Here is a 22,701-nt window from a genome sequence, read left to right as displayed (position 1 = left end):
TCCGCGCTGTACCGCTTGTATCGCTTCGGCTTCGTCATTCGACACCTCCCGGCGCGGGCTGCGCCTATTCTAGGTGTCCACCAAATCAGAGCAAAACCACTCCAGGAATGCTCGGACATCGCCCGTTTCACTTTCCAAATCGCTTTTGTCCGGCGTCCGCATGGTTCATCTCAGTTCCTTGGCGCTATTGGCACATTATCATGCACGGCAGTAAAACCGCCATGGTGGGCAATAACGCGCTCGTTTTTAAGAACGCAAAGAGTCCGCGTATGCTGACCGGATCATGACGATTGCGCGTACGCCTCCATTGCGCCTATTTCGATGAGACCTTGATCTTCCGGCTGGGATCCTGAGGTTCGGTTTTCGGTATCGTGACGTGCAGGACACCTTTGTCGAATTCAGCGGAAATCTCCTCGATATCGACTGCATCCGGCAGCGTCATTGTCCGGGTGAAACTGCCATAGCTTCTCTCGCTAACGCGCAGATCGCCCGTGTCATCATGCGTAACCTTCTTTTGGCCCCGCAGCGTTAATCGACGGTCTTTGATTTCGACTTCGACGTCGCCTTCTTCTAGGCCCGGTAATTCAGCAGTGAGAGTGATTGCTGTATCCGTCTCGTGGATGTCGATCGCCGGCGAAATCGCACCCGTCATGTCCAACGACGGGAAGCCCGTGCGTTGCGCGGCTGTTTCCAGCGGCAGGTATGGCGCTGCGCCCCCGAAAAAGCGCGAAATCATGGATTCCATTTCGCGTCGAAAATTATCAGAGAGCGGATGTGTTCCAGCAAACAGTTGCGGGGTTTTTTTGTCTTCAAGCATTTTCTGATCCTCCTCCTTCGGTGCGATTGGGGAGGCGACATTATGGCAAAAAACGCGTCAAATTACCTTGATCTTGCGCAAGCAAGCGTCCTCGGTATCGCGCCAAAAGGACATCCCAGAAGTGTCGGCATTCCGAAGGAAACAAGGCGAACTCCCGATCATACGTCCAGGCCGAGGGGCAAACTGATCTGACACTATTGCGCCACCGAGCGTCTGAAAAGCATCAGGCTTGACGCCAGAAGGATTGCGCCCAGTAACGCCATCCATAGGAACTCTGACCAGACCGTCTCAAACCCCGCACCCTTGAAGATGATGGATTGGCTGGCGGACATGTAATGACCGGACGGAAGGGTCGATGTTCCGACCTGAAGCCAGTCGGGCTGCCCCTCGATCGGTATCTCACCCCCTGACAGCATTAGCATCGGAAGGACTATCAGCATGACCAAAAGTGCGAACTGCGCCATTGAGTGTGCAATCATTAAAAGAAATACCCCAAGTGCAGTTGCTGCGAAGAGAAACAGCGCGGTGCCAAAAAGAAACAACCCTTTCGAACTGGCGATGCTGATCCCCAGAGCATTCTGAATTGCAAAGGTCAGGGACAAGGCTGTGGCAACCAGAACAACAGCAGCGTTTTTCCAAATCTTGGCCATCGCAATGTCAAACGGGGTAGGGCACTCTACAAATCCTTGGCAGGCTGGAGCTAAATTATTGATCACACCATGGATTTCGCTTGGAGCGGCGGCAAAAAAGACTTTGTACTGGCACTCTTGATTCAGAAGCAGGGCCGGCATCGAATCTCAAAGCTAGGTGTTGTTTGTCCGATAGATTCCCTACGTCGAGATCCAAGACATAGACCAAGCTGCAAAACTGACCACCATGCTTGGAGGATCTGCAGCGAAACCTCCCTTCGAAGTTCCGTGGATTGGCCGAAACTTCCTCTTGCGTGATCCGCTTGGTGCATTCTTCGGTCTATCAGTTTCACGGCACGACTATCCCATTCCCGCTCGTCAGTTTGCACAGGAATACTACTTGTCCCGCGGTGGAGCATTCCCGGACAAATTCTACCACCAATTGTTCGGCTGGTATCTCTTTCCAGTTAAAAAACTAACCTTTGTCACGAAGACCAATTAATTTAAACAAGGAGGTGTTGGCGATATGCGCAGCGAAACCTACAGTTTCTGGCAACAAGGGGGCGTGGGTGCCGGGTGTTTGCGTCGGAATTCTCGAAAAAGAACTGAACAAGATCAACTCAGGCCCAGATTCGGTGCTTGCTCGTCACCAGAATACCCGTAGGACTTTTGAGAAGGGTCTGGTACGTGATCTAACTGGGGCCTTATGCTATGTCGTACAAACTTGATGCTCGGTCGAAAGGTTTTCATTCCATTTTTGATATCGGCATCCTCAAATGGGCCAAAAATCTCAAATCTGACCTTGGTGCAAGTTTAACGCAATTCCACTTCGTCCCGCTAACGATAGTACGTTCGGTGCTGGCTTTCGCAATCGCAGCGAGCGCCAAAAATGACAACTTTGTCCGCAGACTGTGAGTTCGACTACGGTCAGGTTTGGCCAGTGGAGCGAATTACGACTATACGGACTAACTGCAACTTCGAGATGAGCTGGTTAACGGTTGGTTCTGGGGCTATGTCGGCTCCCGATTCCTTGACGCGCGAGTACTCAATATCGACGACATACGGAAGACTTGTTAGTCCACGGCTCGGTCAACGCCGAGCCGTGGATCGCGCTTCTAACCTTTCGTTACGGAGTTGCCACCGTCAGCAATCATGGCGCTGCCCGTCACGAATGAGGACTGATCTGAGATCAGGAACAGGGCAGCTTTCGCTATTTCCTCTGCTTCCGCCATACGTTTGAGTGCGTGGATGCCGGCGACCCATTCGTGCGTCTTGGCGTCGTCGCCCGCCATCTCGGTTTTTGTTCCGCCCGGCAAAAGAGCGTTTACACGGATGTTCTCGGTACCATGTTCTACGGCCAGAACCTGTGTCAGCCCAATAAGACCCGCTTTCGAAGCGGCATAAGCCGCCATGCCGGGCAGACCGATTGTGTGCCCAACAAATGTTGAGGTGAACACTACTGAGCCACCGCCCCGCTTGTTCAGTGCCGGGATCTGACGCTTTGCTGCATGAAACGCACTGGTCAGGTTGGTTTCGATGACTCTGTCCCAATTGGCGTTTGTCATTTCTGTAATCGGTCCCATGTCTCCTATGATGCCGGCGTTATTGAAGGCTGCATCAAGCCCGCCGAACTCAGCTTCCGCCAATTCGACCAGCGCTTCTGCGTAGGTCTCTTCAGCGACATCTCCCGCCAGAAAGGCCGCTTTTCCAGCGCTGTCGCGGATCTTGTTGCTGAGGTCAGCCAAACGGCTTTCCCTCCGAGCGCCAAGCACGACATTGGCGCCGTTTGCGGCAAAAAGCGTAGCCGCTGCCTCACCAATTCCACTGCTTGCACCTGTGATGATCACGGTTTTGTTCTCAAGTAGCATAGTATCTCCAGTTCTGAGCTTTCGAGCTGGAGATAACTGTGTACCAGTATCGGAACGACCCGTTTCATGCGCTTCCCGAGGGCCTGCGGATCGGAAGCGCAAGAAACGGGTCGTGAGGTTCGATGGGTAAACATATCACTAAAGCAGAAGTGGCGAGTTTGATCTGAGACTAACGCTGGGTCCCAAACATCGCCCTAATCAGAAACTAATGGAGATTTGCCCGATGACGATGCACACATCAGTTTTTCCGCAGTCACTTGAGTCCGCATTGAGCGATGATGACAGATGGAACGCGGTCAAAGACAACGACACCTCTCTGGACGGTCGTTTTGTCTATGTGGTCCGAACTTCCGGCGTCTATTGCAGCCCTTCGTGTCCCTCGAGACAGCCAAAGCGGGAAAACACCGCTTTCTTCGATGGGCCGGAACAGGCAGAAGCTGCTGGATTCAGGGCATGCAAGCGCTGCGGTGGTATTCCAGCGCCTCGAAAACCACACGAAGAACTTGTCGGATACGCGATCGAGAAGACCGCAATCGGATACTGCTTGGTTGCAATTGGACCGCGTTCAGTCATGTCGGCTGAGCTAGGAGACAGTCCAGACACCCTGCGCAAGGAATTTTGTGGCCAGTACATCAACGCTGTTGAGTTACCTGCCGACCACGCAGCAATGCGGATCATATCGAACGTGATTGAGATCGTCGAAAACCCGAAATCATCTCATGCAATCCCCTTGGATTTTCAGGGCACGCGTTTTCAAAAAAACGTCTGGAATGCGCTCAGGAGAATTCCTGCTGGCCAGACCGCAACCTATTCCCAGATTGCCAACGCCATTGGGAAGCCGAACGCAGCCCGCGCCGTCGGAGCGGCATGTGGCGCCAACCGCTTTGCGGTACTGGTGCCATGCCATCGGGTTGTACGTGCCGACGGTACATCCAAAGGATTCAGATGGGGATTAGGGCGGAAAGAGCAACTCCTTCAGTTGGAGGCTGCGGCATGAACAAGCACAAAACTCATGAATTGGGCGAACAATTGGTCGGTAGACCGGAACAGCGGGTGGCCCAATACAACTGGGCGGCCATTCACGAGCAGCTTGACCGTGACGGATGCGCCGTACTGTCTTCACTACTCAGTAGAGATGACTGCACAGGGATCGCTAGACAATACAACGAAGAGGACATCTTTCGCAGCCATATTCACATGAAGCGTCACGGCTTTGGACAAGGAGAATACAAGTACTACTCTTACCCGTTGCCTGGTGTCATCAGTCAGCTTCGAAGCACGCTCTATGCACGGCTCGCGCCGATCGCCAACACATGGGCCGAGCGTATGGGGACGGGCATTCAGTACCCCGAAATGCACTCCGATTACCTGGATATGTGTCATAGAAGCGGGCAGGAGCGTCCGACCCCCTTGCTCCTTCAATATGTCGAAGGCGACTTCAATTGCCTCCATCAAGACCTGTATGGGGACCTGTTCTTTCCTCTTCAAGTCGCTTGCGTGCTTTCGGAGCCCGGGCGTGATTTCAGGGGCGGTGAGTTTGTCTTGACAGAACAGCGGCCGCGAATGCAGAGCCGCCCGCAGGTCGTCTCTCTTGGCCAAGGTGATGCAGTGATTTTTGCGGTGAACACGCGACCAGTCAAAGGTGCGCGTGGGGATTATCGCGTCACGATGCGACATGGGGTTTCTCGCCTAGAGGAAGGGCTGCGCCACACGCTTGGCATCATTTTTCACGATGCAAAATGAATGGAGCACCGCAGTGGGCCGAAGCCATGATTCCGCAGAGCATCAGTTTCTGGTTTAGAAGCGATGACGATCCTCTGATTGCCTGTCAACGTCCTCTTTAGGGAAGCTGCATTGCAGGGTGGGCGGACAAATCACTAATCGTATCCTATCGGATTTGCGCTGTTTCGCATACGATCTTACAGTGTTCACCAATAATACAGGCGACTTGTTCGCGAAACGTGAAAGGACCGAGATGTCCGGCACCGTTAATTGTGTGTAGACGACTTTGTGGTGCCTCCACTACCAGCAACTCAGCAATACGCGAGACCTGTCGCTGACTTTGGCTACCTACCATTACCGTTATCGGTAATCCCGAGGGTAAGGTCGCATTTAATGGTTCATACATTAGAGCACCGAAGTCGAGATGACACTTCGGAATCCAGTTGGTGAGCGCCGCTCTGCGATTGCGACTCAGTGCTTGCCACGCACCCACGCCCCCCCAAAAATCCGTGAAGACTTGTGCCGCGAAGTCTAAGCAACCTTCTGCTACCGCCTCTTCGATCGCCACAGCCAGTGTTTCGATTTCGTCAAACAGAACTTGGCAATTGGAACCTGCGTGCTGAAGAAGACTAAACGAGGTTGGTTCATAAACACAAAGCGATGCCACCAATTCTGGGTGATGGCGGGTAATATGGAGCGCTAAGGCACCACCATAAGAATGACCAACGAGATGAACGGGTGCGGGTTGGCGGCGCAACAACTTGATCAGTGGCTTTGCCTCTTCGGCGAGCGAGTATGTTAAACGCGTCCAGCCTTGGGCTACGGCCTCGGTTCCAACTAAGTTAGGCAGAATCAAACTCGTGTTTGATCCGAGGTAGTTGGAAAGATGTTGCCATTGCGTGCGGTCCGCGCCCGAGCAATGAAGCGCCATAAGTGTGTGACTTGGATTGAAGGCGTCTTGGCTTTCTGCCGCACCAACATGTCTGTCGAATACGTTCATTTTTTCACTCTTTTTTGTTTCCGTTCGCAGGCATGTCGGGGGTTCTGACAGCCGAAGACCTGAAACGGGCACGGAGTAGATGCGTGGTCATAGCAAGCACATCGTCATAACCTGTGGTCTGCTGCCAGCTACACCCAGGCAAGGTCGATGAATCAATTATGGGCTACAAATACGGTGCCAGGCAGTGCGAGAATGGCTAGTAACGATCCATATAGGCCAACTAATCGCAGCGGCATTGAACCTGCTGGCCTTTGGTTCTCTTGTTGGTTTCACTGTTAGAAGTTTTGCCCAGGAATCACCGTTGGGAAGTTTCTTTGCTATCAATTTTCACCGTTAAACCGATTTATCGAAAAGACCTGCCTGCGTCTGATAGGGTCGGAACAGGCGCCGATACTCGGTTGGTTTCAGCCCGGCACTGCGTTTGAAAAGCCGCCGAAAGAATGCAACGTTCTCATAACCGACATCCGCTGCAATCTCTTCCACAGACGCGAGGCTTGACTCCAAAGCCCGTTTTGCAGCTTCCACCCGCAGATCCTGCGCATAGCTGATCAGTGTCTGACCGGTCGCTTGATTGAACCGCCGTTTGAGACTCCTCTCGGGAATGCCGATGGCATCAACGACGCCCGCGACAGGATCCGCGTGTCGGAAGTTTTTGGCAAGCCAGGACTCTGCGCGGCGCACGATGCTGTCCGCATGCGGTCTGCGAACGATCCTGTTGGCATAAGGCAGTTGTCCATCCGGATGAAGGTTGAGAAGGAAGAACTTTGCTGCCAGCATCGCCTCTTCCGGAGAAACGTGGTGTGCAATGATGTAGAGCGCCAGATCATGCCATGAACTCGCACCTGCAGCGGTAACGAGGCGTCCGGACGGGTCCGAGAAGCAGATGCTGGGGCGCGGATCAAACTTGACTTGAGGAAAACTTTGCCGGAACAGGTTTTCGAACGCCCAGTGGGACGTTGCAGGACGACCGTCGAGAAGACCCGCTGCCGCAACCAGGACCGAACCGACACAGACGGAATAAATCGTGGTTCCGGCCTTGCGGCATAGTTTCAGCCACTCCTTCACGTCTTCGTAGCGATTTGTCATATCGTCGCCTGACTCGATCCAAAACTCGGTGATGATCAAAACGCTGGGGATGTTGCTGTCATCCATCGTGCAGTCGGGTGCGACCGGTATGCCATGCGCGCAGCGAAAGGTCTCGCGATGAGGTGAGACAATGCGCGGCGCAAAAGTCGCCGGGGCGGGGTCCATCCCCCTGCTTTCACGTATCGGGCGCCCAGCCGTACTCAGGACCTCCAACATTCCGTAAAGCGCTGCAGCCGAACTTTCCTCAAGCGCGAGCAGTTGAACGTCGATTGTGCGGGTGGCGGCCATTGGCTTCTCCTTCTGGCACAAATGGATCGTTTACCTCCTTAATGGCACTAACGAGGTGCGCAGCCGAGGTCTAGGAAAATCCCCATACGGTAGCGGACACAGCTTCCTCCGACCGCCGGAATATTGAAACGGAAAGGAAACAAAATGACTGCACAAGTGGGGACCGAAATGCGTAACGGCGTGAACGTTCAAGCCTTACTCGATGCGCGTTCGGCGCTGGAAGCCGCGCCAGAGGCGGCACAATTCACCTGGCGCGCCGAATGCGAATGGCTTGACGGTGTTCATAGCCGGACGACCATATCGGGCTTTTTTGGCCTTGGCGAAGAAAAGACACGCCCGTCGACCCATATAGTCGAGACTGATCATCCAGCCGAGTTTGCGGCATCCGACGAAGCTGCAACGCCGGTTGAGGTTGTTCTATCTGGCTTGGCTGGCTGTCTGACGGCTGGTGTCGCTGCGGTAGCCGAAAACCGGGGGATCAAGCTCCGATCAATCCATGCAGCCCTCGAAGCCGAAATGGACATTTCGGGCATTCTTGGAATCGATGCGAACGTCCGCAACGGCTTCAGCGTCATTAGGGTCAATTTCGACATTGACGCCGATGCATCTGCTGACGACATCGCGGCTCTGGTTGCTCAATCGCAGAAGCGCTCGGCCGTGTTTGATATCCTGACCAATCCTACAGCGGTGAATGTGACCGTCGCGGGCAAGGGATAGCTGGCTATGGCATTTGCGGATAGCAACAGACGTCAACCAATCATCGCCATTTGGGACGCCGTCGTTGGGTTTGCAAAAGCCAGGGCGGCGCGAAGGTCGGCAAGGCGTTTGAGCAGGGGCTTAACCGCATTCGCCCCCATGTCAGACCATACCCTGCGAGACATCGGGCTGACACGAGATGAGGTTGAGCGCACGCTTACCCGTCCGGGAGTGCATCACATTATTTGAACCAACGGGCCGCAGCGTGTTTGCGGCCTGATTGCGAGCCTAGCAAACAGCAGGCATCTGACGAAGCTTGGAAGGGGGTTGGCTATGACAGGTCAAAACGTAGATACAGTGATCGTTGGAGGCGGTCAGGCTGGCCTTGCTATGAGCCGGGAACTCACTTTACGAGGCATCGAACACCTGGTGTTAGAACAAGGAATGGTGGGCAATGCGTGGCGCTCGTCCCGCTGGGACAGCTTGCGGCTTTTAACGCCCAACTGGGCCAACGGATTGCCAAACCAACCCTATGCAGGCCCTGATCTTCATGGCTATATGCCTGCCGCGGAATTCGCCGAGAGCCTCAAGTCGTATTCAAACTTGATCAAGGCACCACTGGTGGAAAACACAAAGGTTGCCGCTGTTCGCGCAATGCCTGGCGGTTTTGAGGCAATCACAACGGTCGGAGCAATCCGATGTAAGAGCCTTGTGGCAGCCACGGGCGGAGCAGCCCGCCCGCTTGTTCCACAGTTGGCCTCCGCTGTTCCCACACGTGTTTTCCAGACCAACCCAGCGACCTACAAGAGACCATCGGACCTGCCTGAAGGCGGCGTACTTGTCGTCGGGGCGTCGGCCTCCGGCGTCCAGATCGCGCGCGAGCTCTGCAACTCGGGCCGGCGGGTCATTTTGGCAGTGGGCAACCATGTTCGCTTGCCGCGTCACTACCGTGGTCGAGATATCGAATGGTGGCTGCACGCGATTGGCGCTTTGGACGAAAGCATAGACGAAGTTGATAATCTTTCTCGGGTCCGGCGCACGCCGTCGCCGCAACTGATCGGGGGCAAGTATCCAGTCGACCTGGCCGCGCTCGGTCAGATTGGTGTCGAGGTTGTTGGCAGGTTGTCGGACATTCGCGATGGGAATGCTCTGTTCTCCGGCGGATTGGGGCACTTGGTTCAAGCCGCGGACCTCAAGCTTGGACGTCTGCTGGATAAAATTGACCTTTGGGCGGCAGAGCATCTGCCCCCCGCAGCCTTGTTGCCTTCCGAGCGCATGGCAACTACCCCGTTGCCACCAGCGCAACGCCTGCATCTTGACTTGAGATCGGGCGAGATCGCAAGCATCGTGTGGGCAACGGGCTTCAAGCCTGAACACGGAATGCTGAGTGATCTGCCGATCTTTGATCGCCGCGGTCGGCTTGCCCATGCCGGTGGGGTCGCATCGGGCGCACCGGGGCTATACGTGATGGGACTTCCATTTCTTCGACGGCGTCGGTCGTTGCAGATCTCTGGTGCTGGCCCCGATGCGCATGACTTAGCCCGTCACCTAAGCCGGTATCTGCGCCAAAGCGTCGCCGCCTGACACCTATCAAACAAATTCTCAACCCCAGTCGCGGCCTCTTCAGAGGATCGCAGGAGGCATCGTTCATGACCCTGAGAACAACCCAATCAAACCCAGCAACATTTTCCGGCAATAATGGAACGGATGCGAAAAGGCGCGGTCTCTTCCCATCCATCCTTGACACGATCGGCAACACACCTGTTGTGCGCATAAACAATATGGGCCCGCGTCACGTCGAGTTGTATGCCAAGCTGGAAGCCTTTAATCCGATGGGTTCCGTCAAGGACCGGTTGGCTCTGGCGACCATTGAAGCGGCCGAACGCTCTGGCGCCCTGAAGCCGGGGCAAACCGTGGTAGAGGCGACCTCTGGCAACACCGGCATCGCCTTAGCTATGGTTTGTGCTCAAAAAGGCTATCCGCTTGTAATTGTCATGGCTGAAAACTTCAGCATCGAACGCCGCATCCTCATACGTTTTCTGGGTGCAAAGGTGGTTCTGACACCGGCGGCGGAACGTGCCACAGGAATGATGGCCGCAGCAGAACGACTGGCCGAGAAAAACGGATGGTTTTTGTGCCGTCAATTCGACAACGCAGCGAATGTCGAGACGCACAGGTCCACGACAGCCTTCGAAATCCTGTCCGATTTCGGCCCGAATGGCCTCGACTATTGGGTTTCCGGTTTCGGTACCGCTGGCACTTTGAATGGTGTTGCAGGCCAGCTCAAGCGCCAGAGCCCTTCGACAAGAGTTATTGCGGTCGAGCCGGAAAACGCGCAGATTCTTAACAGCGACATACCTCAACTCCGACATCCAGACGGACGACCGGCACGAAGCCACCCAAACGCGCGGGCGCACCCGGTTCAGGGATGGTCACCGGACTTTGTTCCAATCTTTGCAGAGCAGGCACTATCCAGCGGTCTAATCGACGGTTTCCAACCAGTGTCAGGTGCCGAAGCCCTCAAAATCTCGCGGCAGCTTGCCGAGGCAGAAGGTGTTTTCTGCGGCCCCAGTGGCGGCGCAACCATGGCGGCGGCACTTGAGATTGCAAAAAATGCCCCGGATGGTTCACGTATTCTGGCCATGATCCCAGACACCGGTGAGCGATATCTGACCACGCCGTTATTCGAAGATGTGCCGCAGGACATGACGCCTGAGGAAAGGGCAATCCTCGCAACCGCCCCGAAACCTCGGCGCGGGCCTGACCGCAAGGAAACCCCCAAGTTTGCTGAGGTCACGGCAGAAGCAACAGCGTTCGTGCAGGCGGCCCTTGATGATGTAGAGGCACCTGTGGTGATGTTTGGTTTTGAGTGGTGCGAGTTTTGCTGGTCTGTTCGCAAGCTCTTTGATCACGCAGCAATCCCGTTTCGATCGATCGACGTAGACAGCGCTGCTCTTAGGGAAGGCGAAAAGGGCAGTCAGATACTGCAGGCCTTGTTCGCCCGGACTGGCATGCGAACCGTGCCTCAGGTTTTTGTCGGCGGCGAACTTGTTGGTGGTGCAACGGAGGCTCTGACCGCCTTCAAGGATCGCACGCTCCACACTCGACTTGCCGTGCTTTCGCAGCCAATCACTCCGAGGACTGTTCAGGACCCGCTTTCGTTACTGCCAAAATGGTTGGACCGAGAAGGAGTACGCGGATGATGGAAAGCCAACCTCAATCTGCGTCCGCTGACATTGCCAAGTTGCTAGATCGTCCGGTCTGGTCGTCGCTCACCAGTTGTCACTGCGGGTTTGCCCTTGGAAAGGGAGGCGCGCGTCGGCTTCTGGTCGAGGCCGGTCCTTTTGTAGCAGCGCAGGACGATAGCCCGGATAATGTCGAGGCTCTGGAAAGGCTGATTGTCGCCCACGGCGGAACGGCAACTCTGATGCAGGCGGGAAAAACACCAAAGCTGCGCAGGTCGCGCATTGTCGAAACCGCGCCTGCCGTACAGATGATTGGTGATGGCTCCTTTCGTGGTGCATTCTGTGATGAAGCAGTGCGTCTTACCGGAGCCGAGACCAACGAGATGCGGGCGCTCGCGGCGTTGGCAAAGCCAGGGCCGTTCGAGGCTCTGACGCATCTCATGGGGCGCTTCTGGGGGTTGCGATGTGGCGATCAGTTAGTCGCGATGGCAGGTGAAAGGCTCAGGCAACCAGGTTTCACCGAAATCAGTGCAGTTTCGGTCCACCCGGATTATAGAGGTCGGCGTCTTGGGCCAACACTTGTCCGCCACGCCGCAGGTCATATCGTGGCCAGAGGGGATACCCCTTATCTACATGTTCTCTCCGAGAACACTTGCGCCAAGACAGTGTATGAGCGCCTGGGCTTTTGTGTTCGGAGTGACATGACTGTCGCATCAGTAATCTGCAAATAGGGAACGACCTAAACGAAGCCAATGGTCGACGAGGCTTTGTTGCGAAGTTTATCACTGAACGAGGAGATTACACCGGACCGGCGGGTTAAGAAGCCAGTTTCGCGAATTGGCGAAATGTGCAGAGCCCAGGCGTGAATTGACCTTTGCGGATGATGTTCGCGACTTCGATTCCATCCAAAGTTGCCGCTGCAGAACCAAGTGCGTTGAACCCTAACATCGGTCGAGTGCGCCACTTGATAAAGCGGTGGTCCTGCTCGACTATATTGTTCAAGTATTTCCGCCTCACCATCTCGATTGGGATCGGACATCCAAAACCCTTCAGCATTTTGTCTATTGCCTTGATGCCTGCTGTGTTGGCTCGGCTCTTGTCGATCACAATCTTCCTCGGAAGGCCGTTCACCTCCATCTTTCGAGCAAAGACCCTCGTGGCGGCTGGCTTATTTCGGCGCTGCGAAAGCATGAAATCAAGCGTTTTGCCGTAATTGTCGACAGCTCGATTGAGATACATCCAATTGCCGCGCACACGGAGATAGGTTTCGTCCATGCGCCAGGAATTCTGAGTTGGACGCTTCATAGATTGCGCACGAGCAGCCACAATCGGCGAGTACTTCACAACCACCGACTCAATGTGGCGTGGTCAACTCGCACACCGCGTTCAGCCATGATTTCTCAGAAAACACGATAGGAAACCGTGTAACGCAGGTAGAAGTACACAGCGTACAAAACGGTATCCTTGGGGAAATGGCAGCCTTTCAAGGAAATCATGAACCGATTTTTTATTTCGAAGTTTTGATAGCCATACGCTCAAAGCAACTAAGGGAGTCAACAGTCAAAAGTTTGCAACAAATCCTTCTGAAGGTGTAGACGTCTCCATCCAGGTTGTTTGCAACTCCACGATGGCACATCAAGGTCAGCGGGGGCGTCTACAACTTCAAAACCACTATCGCCTAGCTGCCTCAGAGTTAAACATCCAATGGACCAAAGGTCGGTCATGCACTATCAATCAATCCTAGCCACTCAGGTGGAACTGGTCAGAAGTTGCCAACAGGAATTTCCGCTACACTGATTTTGGCCTAAATGGTAAGTAAAGTTCCCCAAATATGCCCCAAAACACTCATCGCCGTGTCCTGATCACCGGCACCGCCGGTTTCATCGGTTTCCATCTGGCCAAACTGCTACTTGCAGAGGGGTTCCTCGTGCAAGGCTTTGACGGGATGACCGATTACTATGACGTTTCCCTTAAGCAGCGCCGTCATGCTCAACTGTTGCAGAATCCGGGCTTTGCCGCGACCGAAGGGATGTTGGAGGATGCCGAACTGATTGATCGCGTTGCGGACGATTTTCAGCCAGATGTCATCGTACATCTCGCCGCGCAAGCCGGTGTGCGCTACAGCCTCGAAAACCCGCGCGCTTACATCGACAGCAATGTCATAGGCACATTCAATATCATGGAGGCCGCGCGTCGGCTTGAAGTAAAGCACTTGTTGATGGCCTCAACCAGTTCGGTTTATGGCGCCAATGAGGACATGCCCTTTGTCGAAACCGAAAAAACCAACACGCAGCTTACTATCTATGCCGCAACGAAAAAGGCCAATGAAAGCATGGGCCATTCTTATGCGCATTTGTGGAACCTGCCCACGACAATGTTCCGCTTTTTTACCGTATATGGCACTTGGGGACGGCCTGATCTGGCGCTGTACAAGTTCGTGGACGCAATCCTTGATGACCGGCCGATTGACATCTACAACCACGGAGACATGTATCGGGACTTCACCTATGTCGACGACTTGGTACGTGGCATCCGCCTGCTGATCGACGCGGTACCGGAGCGGCCCACCAGCCGTGACGAGATTCCGGAATGGGACAGTCTCTCGCCGGTCGCTCCGTATAGGGTGGTCAATATAGGCAACTCCGACAAGGTGCGACTTCTGGATTTCATCGACGCGATCGAAGAGGCATTAGGCAAAAAAGCCATCCGCAATTACATGGAAATGCAAAAAGGCGATGTTCCCGCCACTTGGGCCAATGCAACACTCCTGCAGGAATTAACCGGTTATCGCCCACAAACAGATTTCAAAGACGGTATCGCTCGGTTTGTTGCGTGGTTCCGTGAGTATTACGGGAAATAATGATGATTTCTTCTGAGAGTAAGCTGGCTGTTATCGGCCTTGGATATGTCGGTCTGCCTTTGGCTGTGGAATTTGGAAAGCATCGCCCAACCTTTGGGTTTGACATAGATGAAGAGCGCATTGCTGAACTGCAGGAGGGCCGGGACCGCACCCGTGAGGTGGAGCCCGAAGAACTGGCCGCTGCAACCCATCTCACCTGCACGACTGATCTAGAAGCCATTCGCGCAGTGCAGGTCTATATCATCACTGTTCCCACCCCAATAGACGCCCATAAGCGCCCCGACCTCACTGCATTGCTCAAGGCCTCTGAAACCGTGGGCAGCGTTTTAAAAAAGGGCGACATCGTCATCTATGAAAGCACCGTTTATCCTGGCGCTACCGAAGAAGATTGTGTGCCGGTATTGGAGCGTGTCTCGGGACTTGTGTTCAACAGAGATTTCTTCTGCGGCTACTCGCCCGAGCGGATCAACCCCGGCGATAAAGAACACCGTTTACCGTCCATCAAAAAGGTCACCGCTGGCTCGACCCCCGAGGCAGCAGACGCAATTGACGCGCTTTACGGCAGCATAATTACCGCCGGCACCTACAAAGCCGAAAGCATCCGTGTCGCCGAAGCCGCAAAGGTGATCGAGAACACCCAGCGTGATCTCAACATCGCCCTGGTCAACGAATTGGCAATGATCTTCAACAGAATGGAGATCGATACCCAGGCGGTACTGGAAGCGGCGGGGACCAAATGGAACTTTCTGCCTTTCCGCCCGGGTCTGGTGGGGGGGCATTGCATAGGCGTCGACCCTTATTACCTGACCCACAAGGCCGAAGCCGTCGGCTACCACCCGCAGGTTATCCTTGCCGGCCGCCGTATCAATGACGGCATGGGCACTTATGTGGCCGGACAGATGATCAAGGCAATGCTAAAAAAACGCATCCAGATCGAAGGCGCTCGGGTTCTGGTTCTGGGGCTTGCTTTCAAGGAAAACTGCCCTGATTTGCGCAATACACGGGTGGTGGATGTGATCGCTGAGCTTGAAGAGTATGGCGTTCGGGTGGATGTTCACGACCCGCTGGTCAGCCCACAAGAGGCCCGCGTTGAATACGGGATTGATTTGGTGGCTGATTTGGCCAAGGGGTCGTATGACGGGATCCTCTTGGCGGTTGCTCATAACGAATACAAGACGCTGTCACCGGCTGAGTTGCACGCTTGGGGGAAGAAGTCGCACTTGCTTTATGACTTGAAAAGTATTCTGGATCCTGCAGATAAGCGTATGCGGCTTTAAGCAGCTGTTACTGCGAAACTTTCTGTAAAACCCGCTTCCGTCACGTGATATGTAGTGAGAAATCAAGCACAACCTGCTGGAAAGCAATCCGTGTTCACAAATGTCCCAGAACTTGTCTGATTTCTCATCGCAGGGTCAGCCAGACTTCCAAGGTGTTGAATGCCGAACGGGGTACCGCGCCGCGTCTGATGGCGGTTGCAGCGCAAAGCCGAAATTCGGACTCGGAAAGAATGTGTATCCGGCGTTCGCGAAGATAGTAGGAAATGAGCGCCCCTAAAACACCCGTCCTCACAATATACATATACGCCACAGGCATTTTGCAGCAATAGTATAGCATGACTTCACAGGTTGGCTTGTATGGCTGATGAGAGAATTGAATGTCGACTTGCTGAGATCTTCTGCCTGCGCGTCAAACGCTATGTCACAAAGCATTTGACGCTGAAGTACGACCGCACGCGCGTCCGGCTGGAAGTCAACGACCTGACGCGTGGCTTGGTCGGCAAATACGTCGATGTCTAGGAGATGTCGGTTGGGCGCATCCAAGTCCGTGCAAAAGGCGTCGTCCTACGCTGCAGCGTCTTCGATCCGTGTCAGCGGCGCGTGACCCACACAGCGATCACAGAGAACAGGCACCTTGGCGCTGTACTGGTCCAGATCAAAGAGGAACAGAAGAAGGCCACGCCGCCGTCCGCCAGGCCGACTTTCGAAGATGGAAGCCTAATATGAGCGCAGGCGCGCAGAGCGGGCACTGGCGGAGCCGCCGATTTGACCGTATCTGCAGATGTTTTTTCCAACGCCTATGAAGCATTCTCAGCTGCACGCCATCGCCCACAATTTTACCGACTCATTGGCACGTGGGCTTGGTTTTGTTGTCGGGTAATGTGTGACGAATGTCTTCGCAGATACTGCATGCATTCCGGACGGATACCTTGTCGTGGATTTCTTGACTGGCCAACTGGACGAATGAACCGCGTCAGCCCAGCTTCTTCACGCCCGCCCCGTTTTTTGGGACGAGTTTCAGAATGTCTGCCAGAAGCACGGAGCGACAAAATCCGACTTCACTGAATTCAAGACAAGGTTTGAAGCTGGGCGGCGTGGAAACATGTACTCCATAGCTATCACAGATGCGCGCGGTAGCAGGTCGTCAATCAACTACAATGGCATTCACGGAAAGCGCATCAAAATGCTTGATGACCAAGGGCGCATTGTTCCCAAAAAACCGTACTCGACACCTGATCCGCAAGGCTTTTCAGCCTCGCGATATTTGAGGTCTCCAGACTGTTAAGCCTTGCTTCGGTCACGTCCTGCGGTGACACTCAGCTTTGCAAACCGAGCGACATTTTTAATTGGTTGCAACAGAGCATCACTACGCGGTCAAACGGTTGACTTGTTTTTATTCCGTGCTTCGAGAAAGTGCTCCCTTGGTTTTTTGAAATTGACGTCGGAGTTGACCGTTTTTCGATTGTTCGAACTATCCACAGCTAAGGCGTGCCTAGTACTTCGCGCCCTAGTGCGACCCTTGATGACGCGTTCGGTGAAATTCTCTGAAGGGCGAATTTCCGATTGTCGGACACGCGTGTTCTGATTTTGACCTTTTGCGCTTGCATTCGCTGCCGGCTATGGGTCGACCCAGCTTTCGAAAAGGGGTGTATCCCCTTGAAGCAAGTAAGTCGTAACCCTATATTGAGGTCATGGGACAGAAAAGCAAATCTGCATCACCTGAGTTTAGCGTCCGCGATTTCTTCAAGCGGTTTCCTGACGATGATGCGTGCCTTGAGCACATCTTCAAAGTACGCATCGGTGAACGTCATGTTTGCCGGGCGTGCGGCGTTGAAAGCACCTTTCACCGTATGAGCAACCGCCGTGCATGGGCCTGCGCTGCCTGTGGTGATCATCTGTACCCGACCGCTGGCACAATCTTTCAAGACACGCGCACCCCGCTGCAAGTCTGGTTCTATGCAATCTATTTGTTCGTCACGACCCGACATGGTGTTTCTGGCAAAGAACTCCAGCGGCAACTCGGCGTCACCTACAAAACGGCATGGCGGATGGGTCACAAAATCCGCGAACAAATGGATAAGCACGAACTAAAGGCCATGCTGCAAGGGCACGTTGAGATTGATGAAGCGTATGTTGGCGGGAAGCGCCCCGGAAAGCGGGGTCGTGGTGCCGCAGGCAAAACTATCGTCATGGGGTTCAAGGAACGGGGCGGTCGTCTGGTTACCGAGATTATCCCAGACGTGAAGCTCAAAACCCTGCGCGCGGAAACACTCAAGACTGTGGAAACCGGCGCTACTGTTTCAACTGATGAACTCTACAGCTATCGCTTACTGAAAGATCATGGCTACTCGCACGTTGCAGTGAAGCATGGTGCGAAAGAATGGGCCGTGTACGACGCCGAAACCGACACTTTGCACCATACCAACCACGTTGAAAGTTTCTGGCGTCACTTCAAGCACTCAGTCCGGGGTACACACGTCTCGATCAGTCAGCAGCATATGCGCAAGTACCTCGACGAGTTTACTTTCCGCGCGAACCATCGCGGTGAGGCGAACCTGATGTTTGATCGTCTGGTTGCGGCGTTTTGATCACCGCCGCCGCAGCTTCGTCAAATTCAGCCTCATGGATCGGACCCGAACCCCGCGCTTCTTCTTGCGCAATGAACTGGTCTAATCGATCAGTGGCTATGGCCTCTTGTAAAGTAATCCTGTCGCTCATGGTCTTGAATATAGACGTGAGTCGATACATTTGCTACAAAAAGGGCGGGCCAATCGGCCCGCCCGGTTAGGTTCTTAATAAGAGCGCGGGGAATGGGGAGTAAGGCCCCCGGTCCCGCAGAAGATACCAAAGCATCTTCCTAACCTCCTTCCCGGCGACAGTGCGCCGCCGGGTGCGCATGAGAGATTGTGCCGATTAGGGGTCGCTGCTTTCCTAGCCCGAGAGAGCGGCCCCTCCTATTTCATCCTCGCCCCGGACGCCGGTCGGCTTTGCGCCGGGGCTGGAAACTCTTCTGATCATTTTGACCTCCTGTCCATCCTGCCACACCATCGGTCATTGCTGGTCATTCGTCAAGGGTCATTTTGGTCATTTTGGTCATTTTGTCTTGCCGATCTTGTATGTCTGATCTATATAGGCACAAGAAAGGAGGCTATCCGATGAATGACGTGCCACAGGAAGTGAATAAGCAACGACGCCGCGCGGGCCGGAGCCCTGCATACCCATCGTTCGCCATCGACAAAGCCCTCAACTACGTGAGGCGATTGTATAGCCAGGAGGGCGACTATGACGCCCCACTGCAATCTGCCATGAATGCATGGGGCTACAGCCCGAAAAGCAGTGGCGGTCGGCAAGTACTGGCAACGCTTAAGTACTATGGGTTGATTGAAGTTTCCGGCGAGGGAGATGCCCGAAAAGTCAAACTTGGCGACGTCGCGAAGCGAATTATCCTTGACGAAAGGGAGGATCAAAGTGAGAAGCGCGAGCTGATCCGACGTTCCGCGATGTCGCCAAGCGCCCACAAGCTCCTGCACGATAGCTACCCTACAGGCCTCCCATCCGACTCGACAGTAACGCATGCTCTGCATTTCGAGCATGGCTTTTCACCTGACGCGGCTAAAGATTTGCTAGCAGAGTATAAACGAACAGCCGAGTTCATTGGCCTCTACAATCCAGACAATTCTCTGGACAAAGTGAGTGAAAACGACGATTCTGTAGGCGATCAAAATGATCCGCCGCAGGCTAAAGTTGGTGACAAAGTTCAGTGGACGAGCGGTGGTGTCGATATGTTTGCCACTCCCGCTACCGTGCTCGGGTTTTCAGAAGATGAACAATGGGTATTCACCGATCAAGGAAATGCGGCGGCACCAGTAGAGGAGATTACTGTGATTGAAGAAGCACCCGCTGCAAGGACGCCGCCGCCGGTCCCTCCGCATATTCTCGCGGCCCAAACCCAAATGGCGCAAGGTGAAAAGCGTGATGATCAATCGGTCTTGTCACGAGGAAAGCTTAAGAACGGGGACTTTGAGGTTCTCGTTTCCGGTGAAATTGGCGCTCGGGAAATCGGTAGCATCATCAAGTTGCTTCAAGCCCAGCAGGCCATCTTGGCGGACGACGATACTGACACCTAACTAGTTTTGGCACCAGCCAATTGGCTGGTGCTGATGATTTTCTAAACTTGCTTCAAGGGGATACACCCCTTAAATAATGGTGCCGAGCGCCTCAACGCCGATCAGATCGCAGAGCTTCTTATCGGAAATACTGTCACAGCCACGTCCGGAGACAAGAGATTTCGCTTCTTTTACGATCCAAACAACGTTGTGAGCGGAGAGCTTGCGAACGGCGGTTGGAATGGTGCGGGCTCCTTTGCCATCACCGACACAAACCAAATTTGCGTTTCCATGGCTGCCGACAAGGGGCGTTACCGTTGTATGACAGTGCTGCGTGTCGGGCGCTCAATCCAGAAATTCAATACCGACGGAAAGAGAACTTTCGAACTTCACAGCTTTGAGCCGTCTACTGGCCTCTGAGTATCGGTTTCAACCTTGTTCCAGCACCGAAGCGGCCATTTTTCGACTGACGAACTATGGCCGCCTCAGTTGTATGGCAACAAAGGACACTGCAGCCCTGTTCCGCATGCGCGATGAACTGGCTAATTGTACGGAAATGGTCTCTCAAAGTTCAAACACATCGAATGTCGGGTTAGGATCATTGATGAAAAAAGAGTTGGATAGGAACACCATAACCTAAAAGAGACCGTTCGCCACTTGTAGCGCAGACTCTGTTCGACGAACACGTCTACATTGGTAGCTAAGGGTGGTTCTTCTTTTCACTGACCGGTTTACCGTCGTTAGTCGAAAGGAATCATAGCCATCAGTACTTCGCTGGCATTGTACATTCTAAGTAAACGGTCTGGCAAAACTTCAACTCAAAAGATGTCGAGGCCATTCTCCCGGCCGAAATCAGTATAGAAGGTGTCGCTCCGGTATCGCTTCAAAGTGGCCGCATCCGCTTGTCTTGGATCGCTGTCGAGGCTTTCGAGTCCTGTTCCCTCTACGAAGCGGTTCACGAGATTGAACACGCCGCAGACTTGGATAGCATCAAACAATGCACTCTCCGACCAGCCAGCCGCATAGACTGCTTGTGCGTCAGCTTCCGTCATTCTTGATGGCGAGACAGTGAGCTTTTCGACATATGCCAACAATGGCTTGAGCTGATCTCCGACTGGTGCCGTACCGGGATCCTCCATCAGGGCCTCAATCGTCTCGACTTCTATGCCGTGGGCTTTGGCGAATACGATGTGGGCGCCATGGCAATACGCGCAAGCGTTCAGACCTGAGACATAGGCTGCAATTAATTCACGCTCGCCAACTGAAAGATCGCTCTCGCCCCTCATCACAAGGCTTTCGTACGCACATAGATGAGATAGTTTATCCGGAAAGGCTTGATACACGCTTCCAAGTGTTGCGTTGTTTGGTAGAGATGGGAACAGGCGTTTCATTCAATACTCTTCCAATCTTACGGGTTAAAAACTTATCCCAAAGTGAGGAAACTGCAGTGTCTACGCAACCAAATAACGTTTTTTCTTCCACATGGTGAATTTTTAACTCTGCTAACGGCAAGTCCATCTGATCGTATCCCGGAATGTTTGCCACTGGATGGAAGGCGGCCCTGGGCCGACTGCCAATGTCTAGTAGTCGGAACCGACCTACCGCGACACCAAGACAAACAGACTTATGTCCGTCGCGCCATTACGTGGTCCATGACCAAATTGAGCACCTCGATATCATCCTGGTTAAACGTTCTATAACGGAATCGTACTGTTCCCCGATCGGGTTTGGAGCGCGACGGAGTGAGTATCTCGACAGCAACCCGAGCGCGGATCGTGTCGCCAGGAAACACGGGAGCGAGCCACCGCACTTCGTCCATGCCATGGCCGCCTAAGTTGGTGTCGGTGAGCACACCAGTGTCACGAAATAGTCGGAAGGTGAGTGCTATGGTATGAAAGCCGCTGGCAATGATCCCGCCGAAAATCGATTCTGCCGCCGCCACTTTGTTCACGTGGAAGGGCTGTGGGTCGTACGTTAGTGAAAACTCAATAATTGCGCCCTCGGTGAGAGTAACCCCACCGGTTTCGAAGGTGTCTCCAACTGACAGATCGTCAAAATACTTGCCGCTGGTCATTCCAAAAGCATAGTCAGCAGGGGAGTTGTCCGTCAACGAAGACCCTTATCCGCCGTCTGCCAACCATGTTAGGCGACCGCTGCAGTCGATGTGCAACGTGACTCCGAAGTTGACCTCAATTGAGGTGAATTCCACCGTCAATCACCACCGTTTGCCCTGTGAAAGAAGAGCTTTTGCAAAAAGTCAAAACCTGTTGGGCGACGTCGCCGATTGATGTTGTCGCGCCTAAAATCGATCTATCGCGCCTGAGTGCAACAAACCCATCCGGAGCGCCCGCAGACATTTTTGTGCCCTCCACTAAGCCCAGGGAAATGCAGTTTACAGTGACCTCCGGAGCCAACGCCGCCGCAAAAACCGGGCAAGTGGCACCACGGTTGCTTTGCTGGGAGCGTATGCCGCCGCTGCGCCCCAATCCCCTTGCCCAATAGTGGATGAATGGTTGATCGCCCGGCCCCATTTGGATGCGCGAAGAAATGGTGCGGCTGCCCTGGTCAAATAATACGGCCCCTTAGGTTCACGTTCAGCAATTCGGTCCAGATTTCTGGCGTGAAAGCTTCGAGATCGCCCTTGGGGAGGCTATACCCCCTGACGCCATGCCGGCATTGTTGACCAGAATATCCAAACAACCAAATGTGCCAACAACGTCGTCAATACACTCGGAAACAGACACAGGGTCGCAATGATCAATCTTGACCGCCTTCGCCGCATGGCCTTGGTCGATGATGTTCTGGCAGACGGCATGCGCCCGGTGGGCGCCGCTATGGTATCCGACAATCACCTTGAAGCCATTGCCGGCAAGCAAGTGGCAAATCTGAGCTCCAAGTCCACCACTGCCACCGCTCACCAAGGCCACGCTGCCTGCAATATCCATTTCTCAACTACGTTAAACCCAACTTCACTCAGGTAATGTAACAGATTAGAAACGTTTCAACGGATAGTCATAAGCGCCAGATTTACCCAATCCAATATCCTCGACATAATACGTTTGCGACGAATGACCTGTGTGGATGTCTCCTGCATAGCAAGACATTTTTTGAGCTGAAATGAGCGTCTGTCAGATGCAGTCTTGTGTCCGGCCTGTTTGCGCAGCGCA

General features: G+C 54.0%; 21 protein-coding genes and 1 pseudogene. 11 read left to right on the top strand and 11 right to left on the bottom strand.

Annotated features, from left to right (window positions below):
- Positions 1-313 precede the first annotated feature (313 nt).
- The 3 genes from ACR0L4_RS22605 to ACR0L4_RS22595 all read right to left on the bottom strand — a co-directional run bounded on the left by ACR0L4_RS22605 (position 314) and on the right by ACR0L4_RS22595 (position 3,314).
- Positions 314-817 carry an Hsp20/alpha crystallin family protein gene (locus ACR0L4_RS22605; RefSeq protein ID WP_170754628.1) on the bottom strand — a complete coding sequence of 168 codons (504 nt, stop codon included), beginning with the start codon at positions 815-817 and terminating at the stop codon, positions 314-316.
- 194 nt (positions 818-1,011) lie between these two features.
- The gene (locus ACR0L4_RS22600; protein WP_480515360.1) at positions 1,012-1,608 is read right to left on the bottom strand and encodes an ABC transporter permease; all 597 of its coding nucleotides are present in this window, start codon (positions 1,606-1,608) and stop codon (positions 1,012-1,014) included.
- A gap of 953 nt (positions 1,609-2,561) precedes the next feature.
- Positions 2,562-3,314, bottom strand: a complete 753-nt coding sequence (locus tag ACR0L4_RS22595) for an SDR family oxidoreductase (protein ID WP_480515358.1) — start codon at positions 3,312-3,314, stop codon at positions 2,562-2,564.
- A gap of 223 nt (positions 3,315-3,537) precedes the next feature.
- On the opposite strand from ACR0L4_RS22595, the gene ACR0L4_RS22590 reads away from it, so the two are divergent.
- A complete protein-coding gene (locus ACR0L4_RS22590; protein ID WP_480515356.1) occupies positions 3,538-4,311 on the top strand; it encodes a methylated-DNA--[protein]-cysteine S-methyltransferase in 774 nt (257 codons plus the stop codon).
- On the top strand, positions 4,308-5,057 hold the full coding sequence (locus ACR0L4_RS22585; protein WP_480515354.1) for a 2OG-Fe(II) oxygenase: 750 nt from the start codon (positions 4,308-4,310) through the stop codon (positions 5,055-5,057). The genes ACR0L4_RS22590 and ACR0L4_RS22585 overlap by 4 nt, the downstream gene beginning before the upstream one ends.
- 145 nt (positions 5,058-5,202) lie before the next feature.
- On the opposite strand, the gene ACR0L4_RS22580 is transcribed toward ACR0L4_RS22585, so the two are convergent.
- On the bottom strand, positions 5,203-6,036 hold the full coding sequence (locus tag ACR0L4_RS22580) for an alpha/beta fold hydrolase (RefSeq protein WP_480515352.1): 834 nt from the start codon (positions 6,034-6,036) through the stop codon (positions 5,203-5,205).
- A 333-nt stretch (positions 6,037-6,369) separates the two neighbouring features.
- Positions 6,370-7,410, bottom strand: coding sequence for a GlxA family transcriptional regulator (locus ACR0L4_RS22575; protein WP_480515350.1), 1,041 nt, complete (start codon positions 7,408-7,410; stop codon positions 6,370-6,372).
- 144 nt (positions 7,411-7,554) lie between these two features.
- Between ACR0L4_RS22575 and ACR0L4_RS22570 the strand changes: the two genes are divergently transcribed.
- The 4 genes from ACR0L4_RS22570 to ACR0L4_RS22555 all read left to right on the top strand — a co-directional run bounded on the left by ACR0L4_RS22570 (position 7,555) and on the right by ACR0L4_RS22555 (position 12,022).
- Positions 7,555-8,127 (top strand): OsmC family protein, encoded by a 573-nt coding sequence (locus tag ACR0L4_RS22570; RefSeq protein WP_480515348.1) that lies wholly within the window; start codon positions 7,555-7,557, stop codon positions 8,125-8,127.
- Between the two features lie 312 nt (positions 8,128-8,439).
- Complete coding sequence (locus ACR0L4_RS22565) at positions 8,440-9,690, top strand: NAD(P)-binding domain-containing protein (RefSeq protein ID WP_480515346.1); 1,251 nt, start codon at positions 8,440-8,442, stop codon at positions 9,688-9,690.
- A 65-nt stretch (positions 9,691-9,755) separates the two neighbouring features.
- Positions 9,756-11,309: a pyridoxal-phosphate dependent enzyme gene (locus ACR0L4_RS22560; protein WP_480515344.1), complete on the top strand. Its 1,554-nt coding sequence runs from the start codon at positions 9,756-9,758 to the stop codon at positions 11,307-11,309.
- The gene (locus ACR0L4_RS22555; protein ID WP_480515342.1) at positions 11,306-12,022 is read left to right on the top strand and encodes a GNAT family N-acetyltransferase; all 717 of its coding nucleotides are present in this window, start codon (positions 11,306-11,308) and stop codon (positions 12,020-12,022) included. The genes ACR0L4_RS22560 and ACR0L4_RS22555 overlap by 4 nt, the downstream gene beginning before the upstream one ends.
- An 85-nt stretch (positions 12,023-12,107) precedes the next feature.
- Here the strand turns inward: ACR0L4_RS22555 and ACR0L4_RS22550 are convergent.
- A pseudogene (locus tag ACR0L4_RS22550) lies at positions 12,108-12,787 on the bottom strand (IS6 family transposase).
- A 335-nt stretch (positions 12,788-13,122) separates the two neighbouring features.
- On the opposite strand from ACR0L4_RS22550, the gene ACR0L4_RS22545 reads away from it, so the two are divergent.
- The 5 genes from ACR0L4_RS22545 to ACR0L4_RS22525 all read left to right on the top strand — a co-directional run bounded on the left by ACR0L4_RS22545 (position 13,123) and on the right by ACR0L4_RS22525 (position 19,555).
- Complete coding sequence (locus ACR0L4_RS22545; RefSeq protein WP_480515340.1) at positions 13,123-14,151, top strand: NAD-dependent epimerase/dehydratase family protein; 1,029 nt, start codon at positions 13,123-13,125, stop codon at positions 14,149-14,151.
- 2 nt (positions 14,152-14,153) lie between these two features.
- On the top strand, positions 14,154-15,428 hold the full coding sequence (gene tviB, locus ACR0L4_RS22540) for a Vi polysaccharide biosynthesis UDP-N-acetylglucosamine C-6 dehydrogenase TviB (RefSeq protein WP_480515338.1): 1,275 nt from the start codon (positions 14,154-14,156) through the stop codon (positions 15,426-15,428).
- Between the two features lie 357 nt (positions 15,429-15,785).
- Positions 15,786-15,947 (top strand): hypothetical protein, encoded by a 162-nt coding sequence (locus ACR0L4_RS22535; protein WP_170755013.1) that lies wholly within the window; start codon positions 15,786-15,788, stop codon positions 15,945-15,947.
- Between the two features lie 1,172 nt (positions 15,948-17,119).
- Complete coding sequence (locus tag ACR0L4_RS22530; RefSeq protein ID WP_480515335.1) at positions 17,120-18,016, top strand: IS1595 family transposase; 897 nt, start codon at positions 17,120-17,122, stop codon at positions 18,014-18,016.
- Positions 18,017-18,583: 567 nt separating this feature from the next.
- Positions 18,584-19,555, top strand: coding sequence for a hypothetical protein (locus ACR0L4_RS22525; protein ID WP_480515333.1), 972 nt, complete (start codon positions 18,584-18,586; stop codon positions 19,553-19,555).
- A 797-nt stretch (positions 19,556-20,352) separates the two neighbouring features.
- Here the strand turns inward: ACR0L4_RS22525 and ACR0L4_RS22520 are convergent.
- The 5 genes from ACR0L4_RS22520 to ACR0L4_RS22500 all read right to left on the bottom strand — a co-directional run bounded on the left by ACR0L4_RS22520 (position 20,353) and on the right by ACR0L4_RS22500 (position 22,479).
- Positions 20,353-20,925, bottom strand: a complete 573-nt coding sequence (locus ACR0L4_RS22520; RefSeq protein ID WP_170755040.1) for a peroxidase-related enzyme — start codon at positions 20,923-20,925, stop codon at positions 20,353-20,355.
- Positions 20,926-21,158: 233 nt separating this feature from the next.
- Complete coding sequence (locus ACR0L4_RS22515) at positions 21,159-21,644, bottom strand: MaoC family dehydratase (RefSeq protein ID WP_480515331.1); 486 nt, start codon at positions 21,642-21,644, stop codon at positions 21,159-21,161.
- A 79-nt stretch (positions 21,645-21,723) separates the two neighbouring features.
- On the bottom strand, positions 21,724-21,948 hold the full coding sequence (locus ACR0L4_RS22510; RefSeq protein WP_480515329.1) for an SDR family oxidoreductase: 225 nt from the start codon (positions 21,946-21,948) through the stop codon (positions 21,724-21,726).
- Positions 21,927-22,103, bottom strand: a complete 177-nt coding sequence (locus ACR0L4_RS22505; protein WP_480515327.1) for an SDR family NAD(P)-dependent oxidoreductase — start codon at positions 22,101-22,103, stop codon at positions 21,927-21,929. Before ACR0L4_RS22505 ends, ACR0L4_RS22510 begins: the two co-directional genes overlap by 22 nt.
- Positions 22,104-22,128: 25 nt before the next feature.
- A complete protein-coding gene (locus tag ACR0L4_RS22500; RefSeq protein WP_480515325.1) occupies positions 22,129-22,479 on the bottom strand; it encodes an SDR family NAD(P)-dependent oxidoreductase in 351 nt (116 codons plus the stop codon).
- Positions 22,480-22,701 lie beyond the last annotated feature (222 nt).

This window comes from Ruegeria sp. AB5 (assembly GCF_056542645.1).
The sequence above is the reverse complement of the archived record's forward strand: the minus strand, read 5'-3'. Positions and strand labels throughout refer to the sequence as shown.

Coding starts and splice junctions, on each gene's coding strand:
- ACR0L4_RS22580 (WP_480515352.1), bottom strand. CDS start 6,036: ATGAACGTATTCGACAGACATGTTGGTGCGGCAGAAAGCCAAGACGCC.
- ACR0L4_RS22500 (WP_480515325.1), bottom strand. CDS start 22,479: ATGGATATTGCAGGCAGCGTGGCCTTGGTGAGCGGTGGCAGTGGTGGA.
- ACR0L4_RS22585 (WP_480515354.1), top strand. CDS start 4,308: ATGAACAAGCACAAAACTCATGAATTGGGCGAACAATTGGTCGGTAGA.
- ACR0L4_RS22600 (WP_480515360.1), bottom strand. CDS start 1,608: ATGCCGGCCCTGCTTCTGAATCAAGAGTGCCAGTACAAAGTCTTTTTT.
- tviB (WP_480515338.1), top strand. CDS start 14,154: ATGATTTCTTCTGAGAGTAAGCTGGCTGTTATCGGCCTTGGATATGTC.
- ACR0L4_RS22525 (WP_480515333.1), top strand. CDS start 18,584: ATGAATGACGTGCCACAGGAAGTGAATAAGCAACGACGCCGCGCGGGC.
- ACR0L4_RS22575 (WP_480515350.1), bottom strand. CDS start 7,410: ATGGCCGCCACCCGCACAATCGACGTTCAACTGCTCGCGCTTGAGGAA.
- ACR0L4_RS22590 (WP_480515356.1), top strand. CDS start 3,538: ATGACGATGCACACATCAGTTTTTCCGCAGTCACTTGAGTCCGCATTG.
- ACR0L4_RS22595 (WP_480515358.1), bottom strand. CDS start 3,314: ATGCTACTTGAGAACAAAACCGTGATCATCACAGGTGCAAGCAGTGGA.
- ACR0L4_RS22570 (WP_480515348.1), top strand. CDS start 7,555: ATGACTGCACAAGTGGGGACCGAAATGCGTAACGGCGTGAACGTTCAA.
- ACR0L4_RS22520 (WP_170755040.1), bottom strand. CDS start 20,925: ATGAAACGCCTGTTCCCATCTCTACCAAACAACGCAACACTTGGAAGC.
- ACR0L4_RS22605 (WP_170754628.1), bottom strand. CDS start 817: ATGCTTGAAGACAAAAAAACCCCGCAACTGTTTGCTGGAACACATCCG.
- ACR0L4_RS22530 (WP_480515335.1), top strand. CDS start 17,120: ATGGGACAGAAAAGCAAATCTGCATCACCTGAGTTTAGCGTCCGCGAT.
- ACR0L4_RS22555 (WP_480515342.1), top strand. CDS start 11,306: ATGATGGAAAGCCAACCTCAATCTGCGTCCGCTGACATTGCCAAGTTG.
- ACR0L4_RS22560 (WP_480515344.1), top strand. CDS start 9,756: ATGACCCTGAGAACAACCCAATCAAACCCAGCAACATTTTCCGGCAAT.
- ACR0L4_RS22545 (WP_480515340.1), top strand. CDS start 13,123: ATGCCCCAAAACACTCATCGCCGTGTCCTGATCACCGGCACCGCCGGT.
- ACR0L4_RS22535 (WP_170755013.1), top strand. CDS start 15,786: ATGGCTGATGAGAGAATTGAATGTCGACTTGCTGAGATCTTCTGCCTG.
- ACR0L4_RS22565 (WP_480515346.1), top strand. CDS start 8,440: ATGACAGGTCAAAACGTAGATACAGTGATCGTTGGAGGCGGTCAGGCT.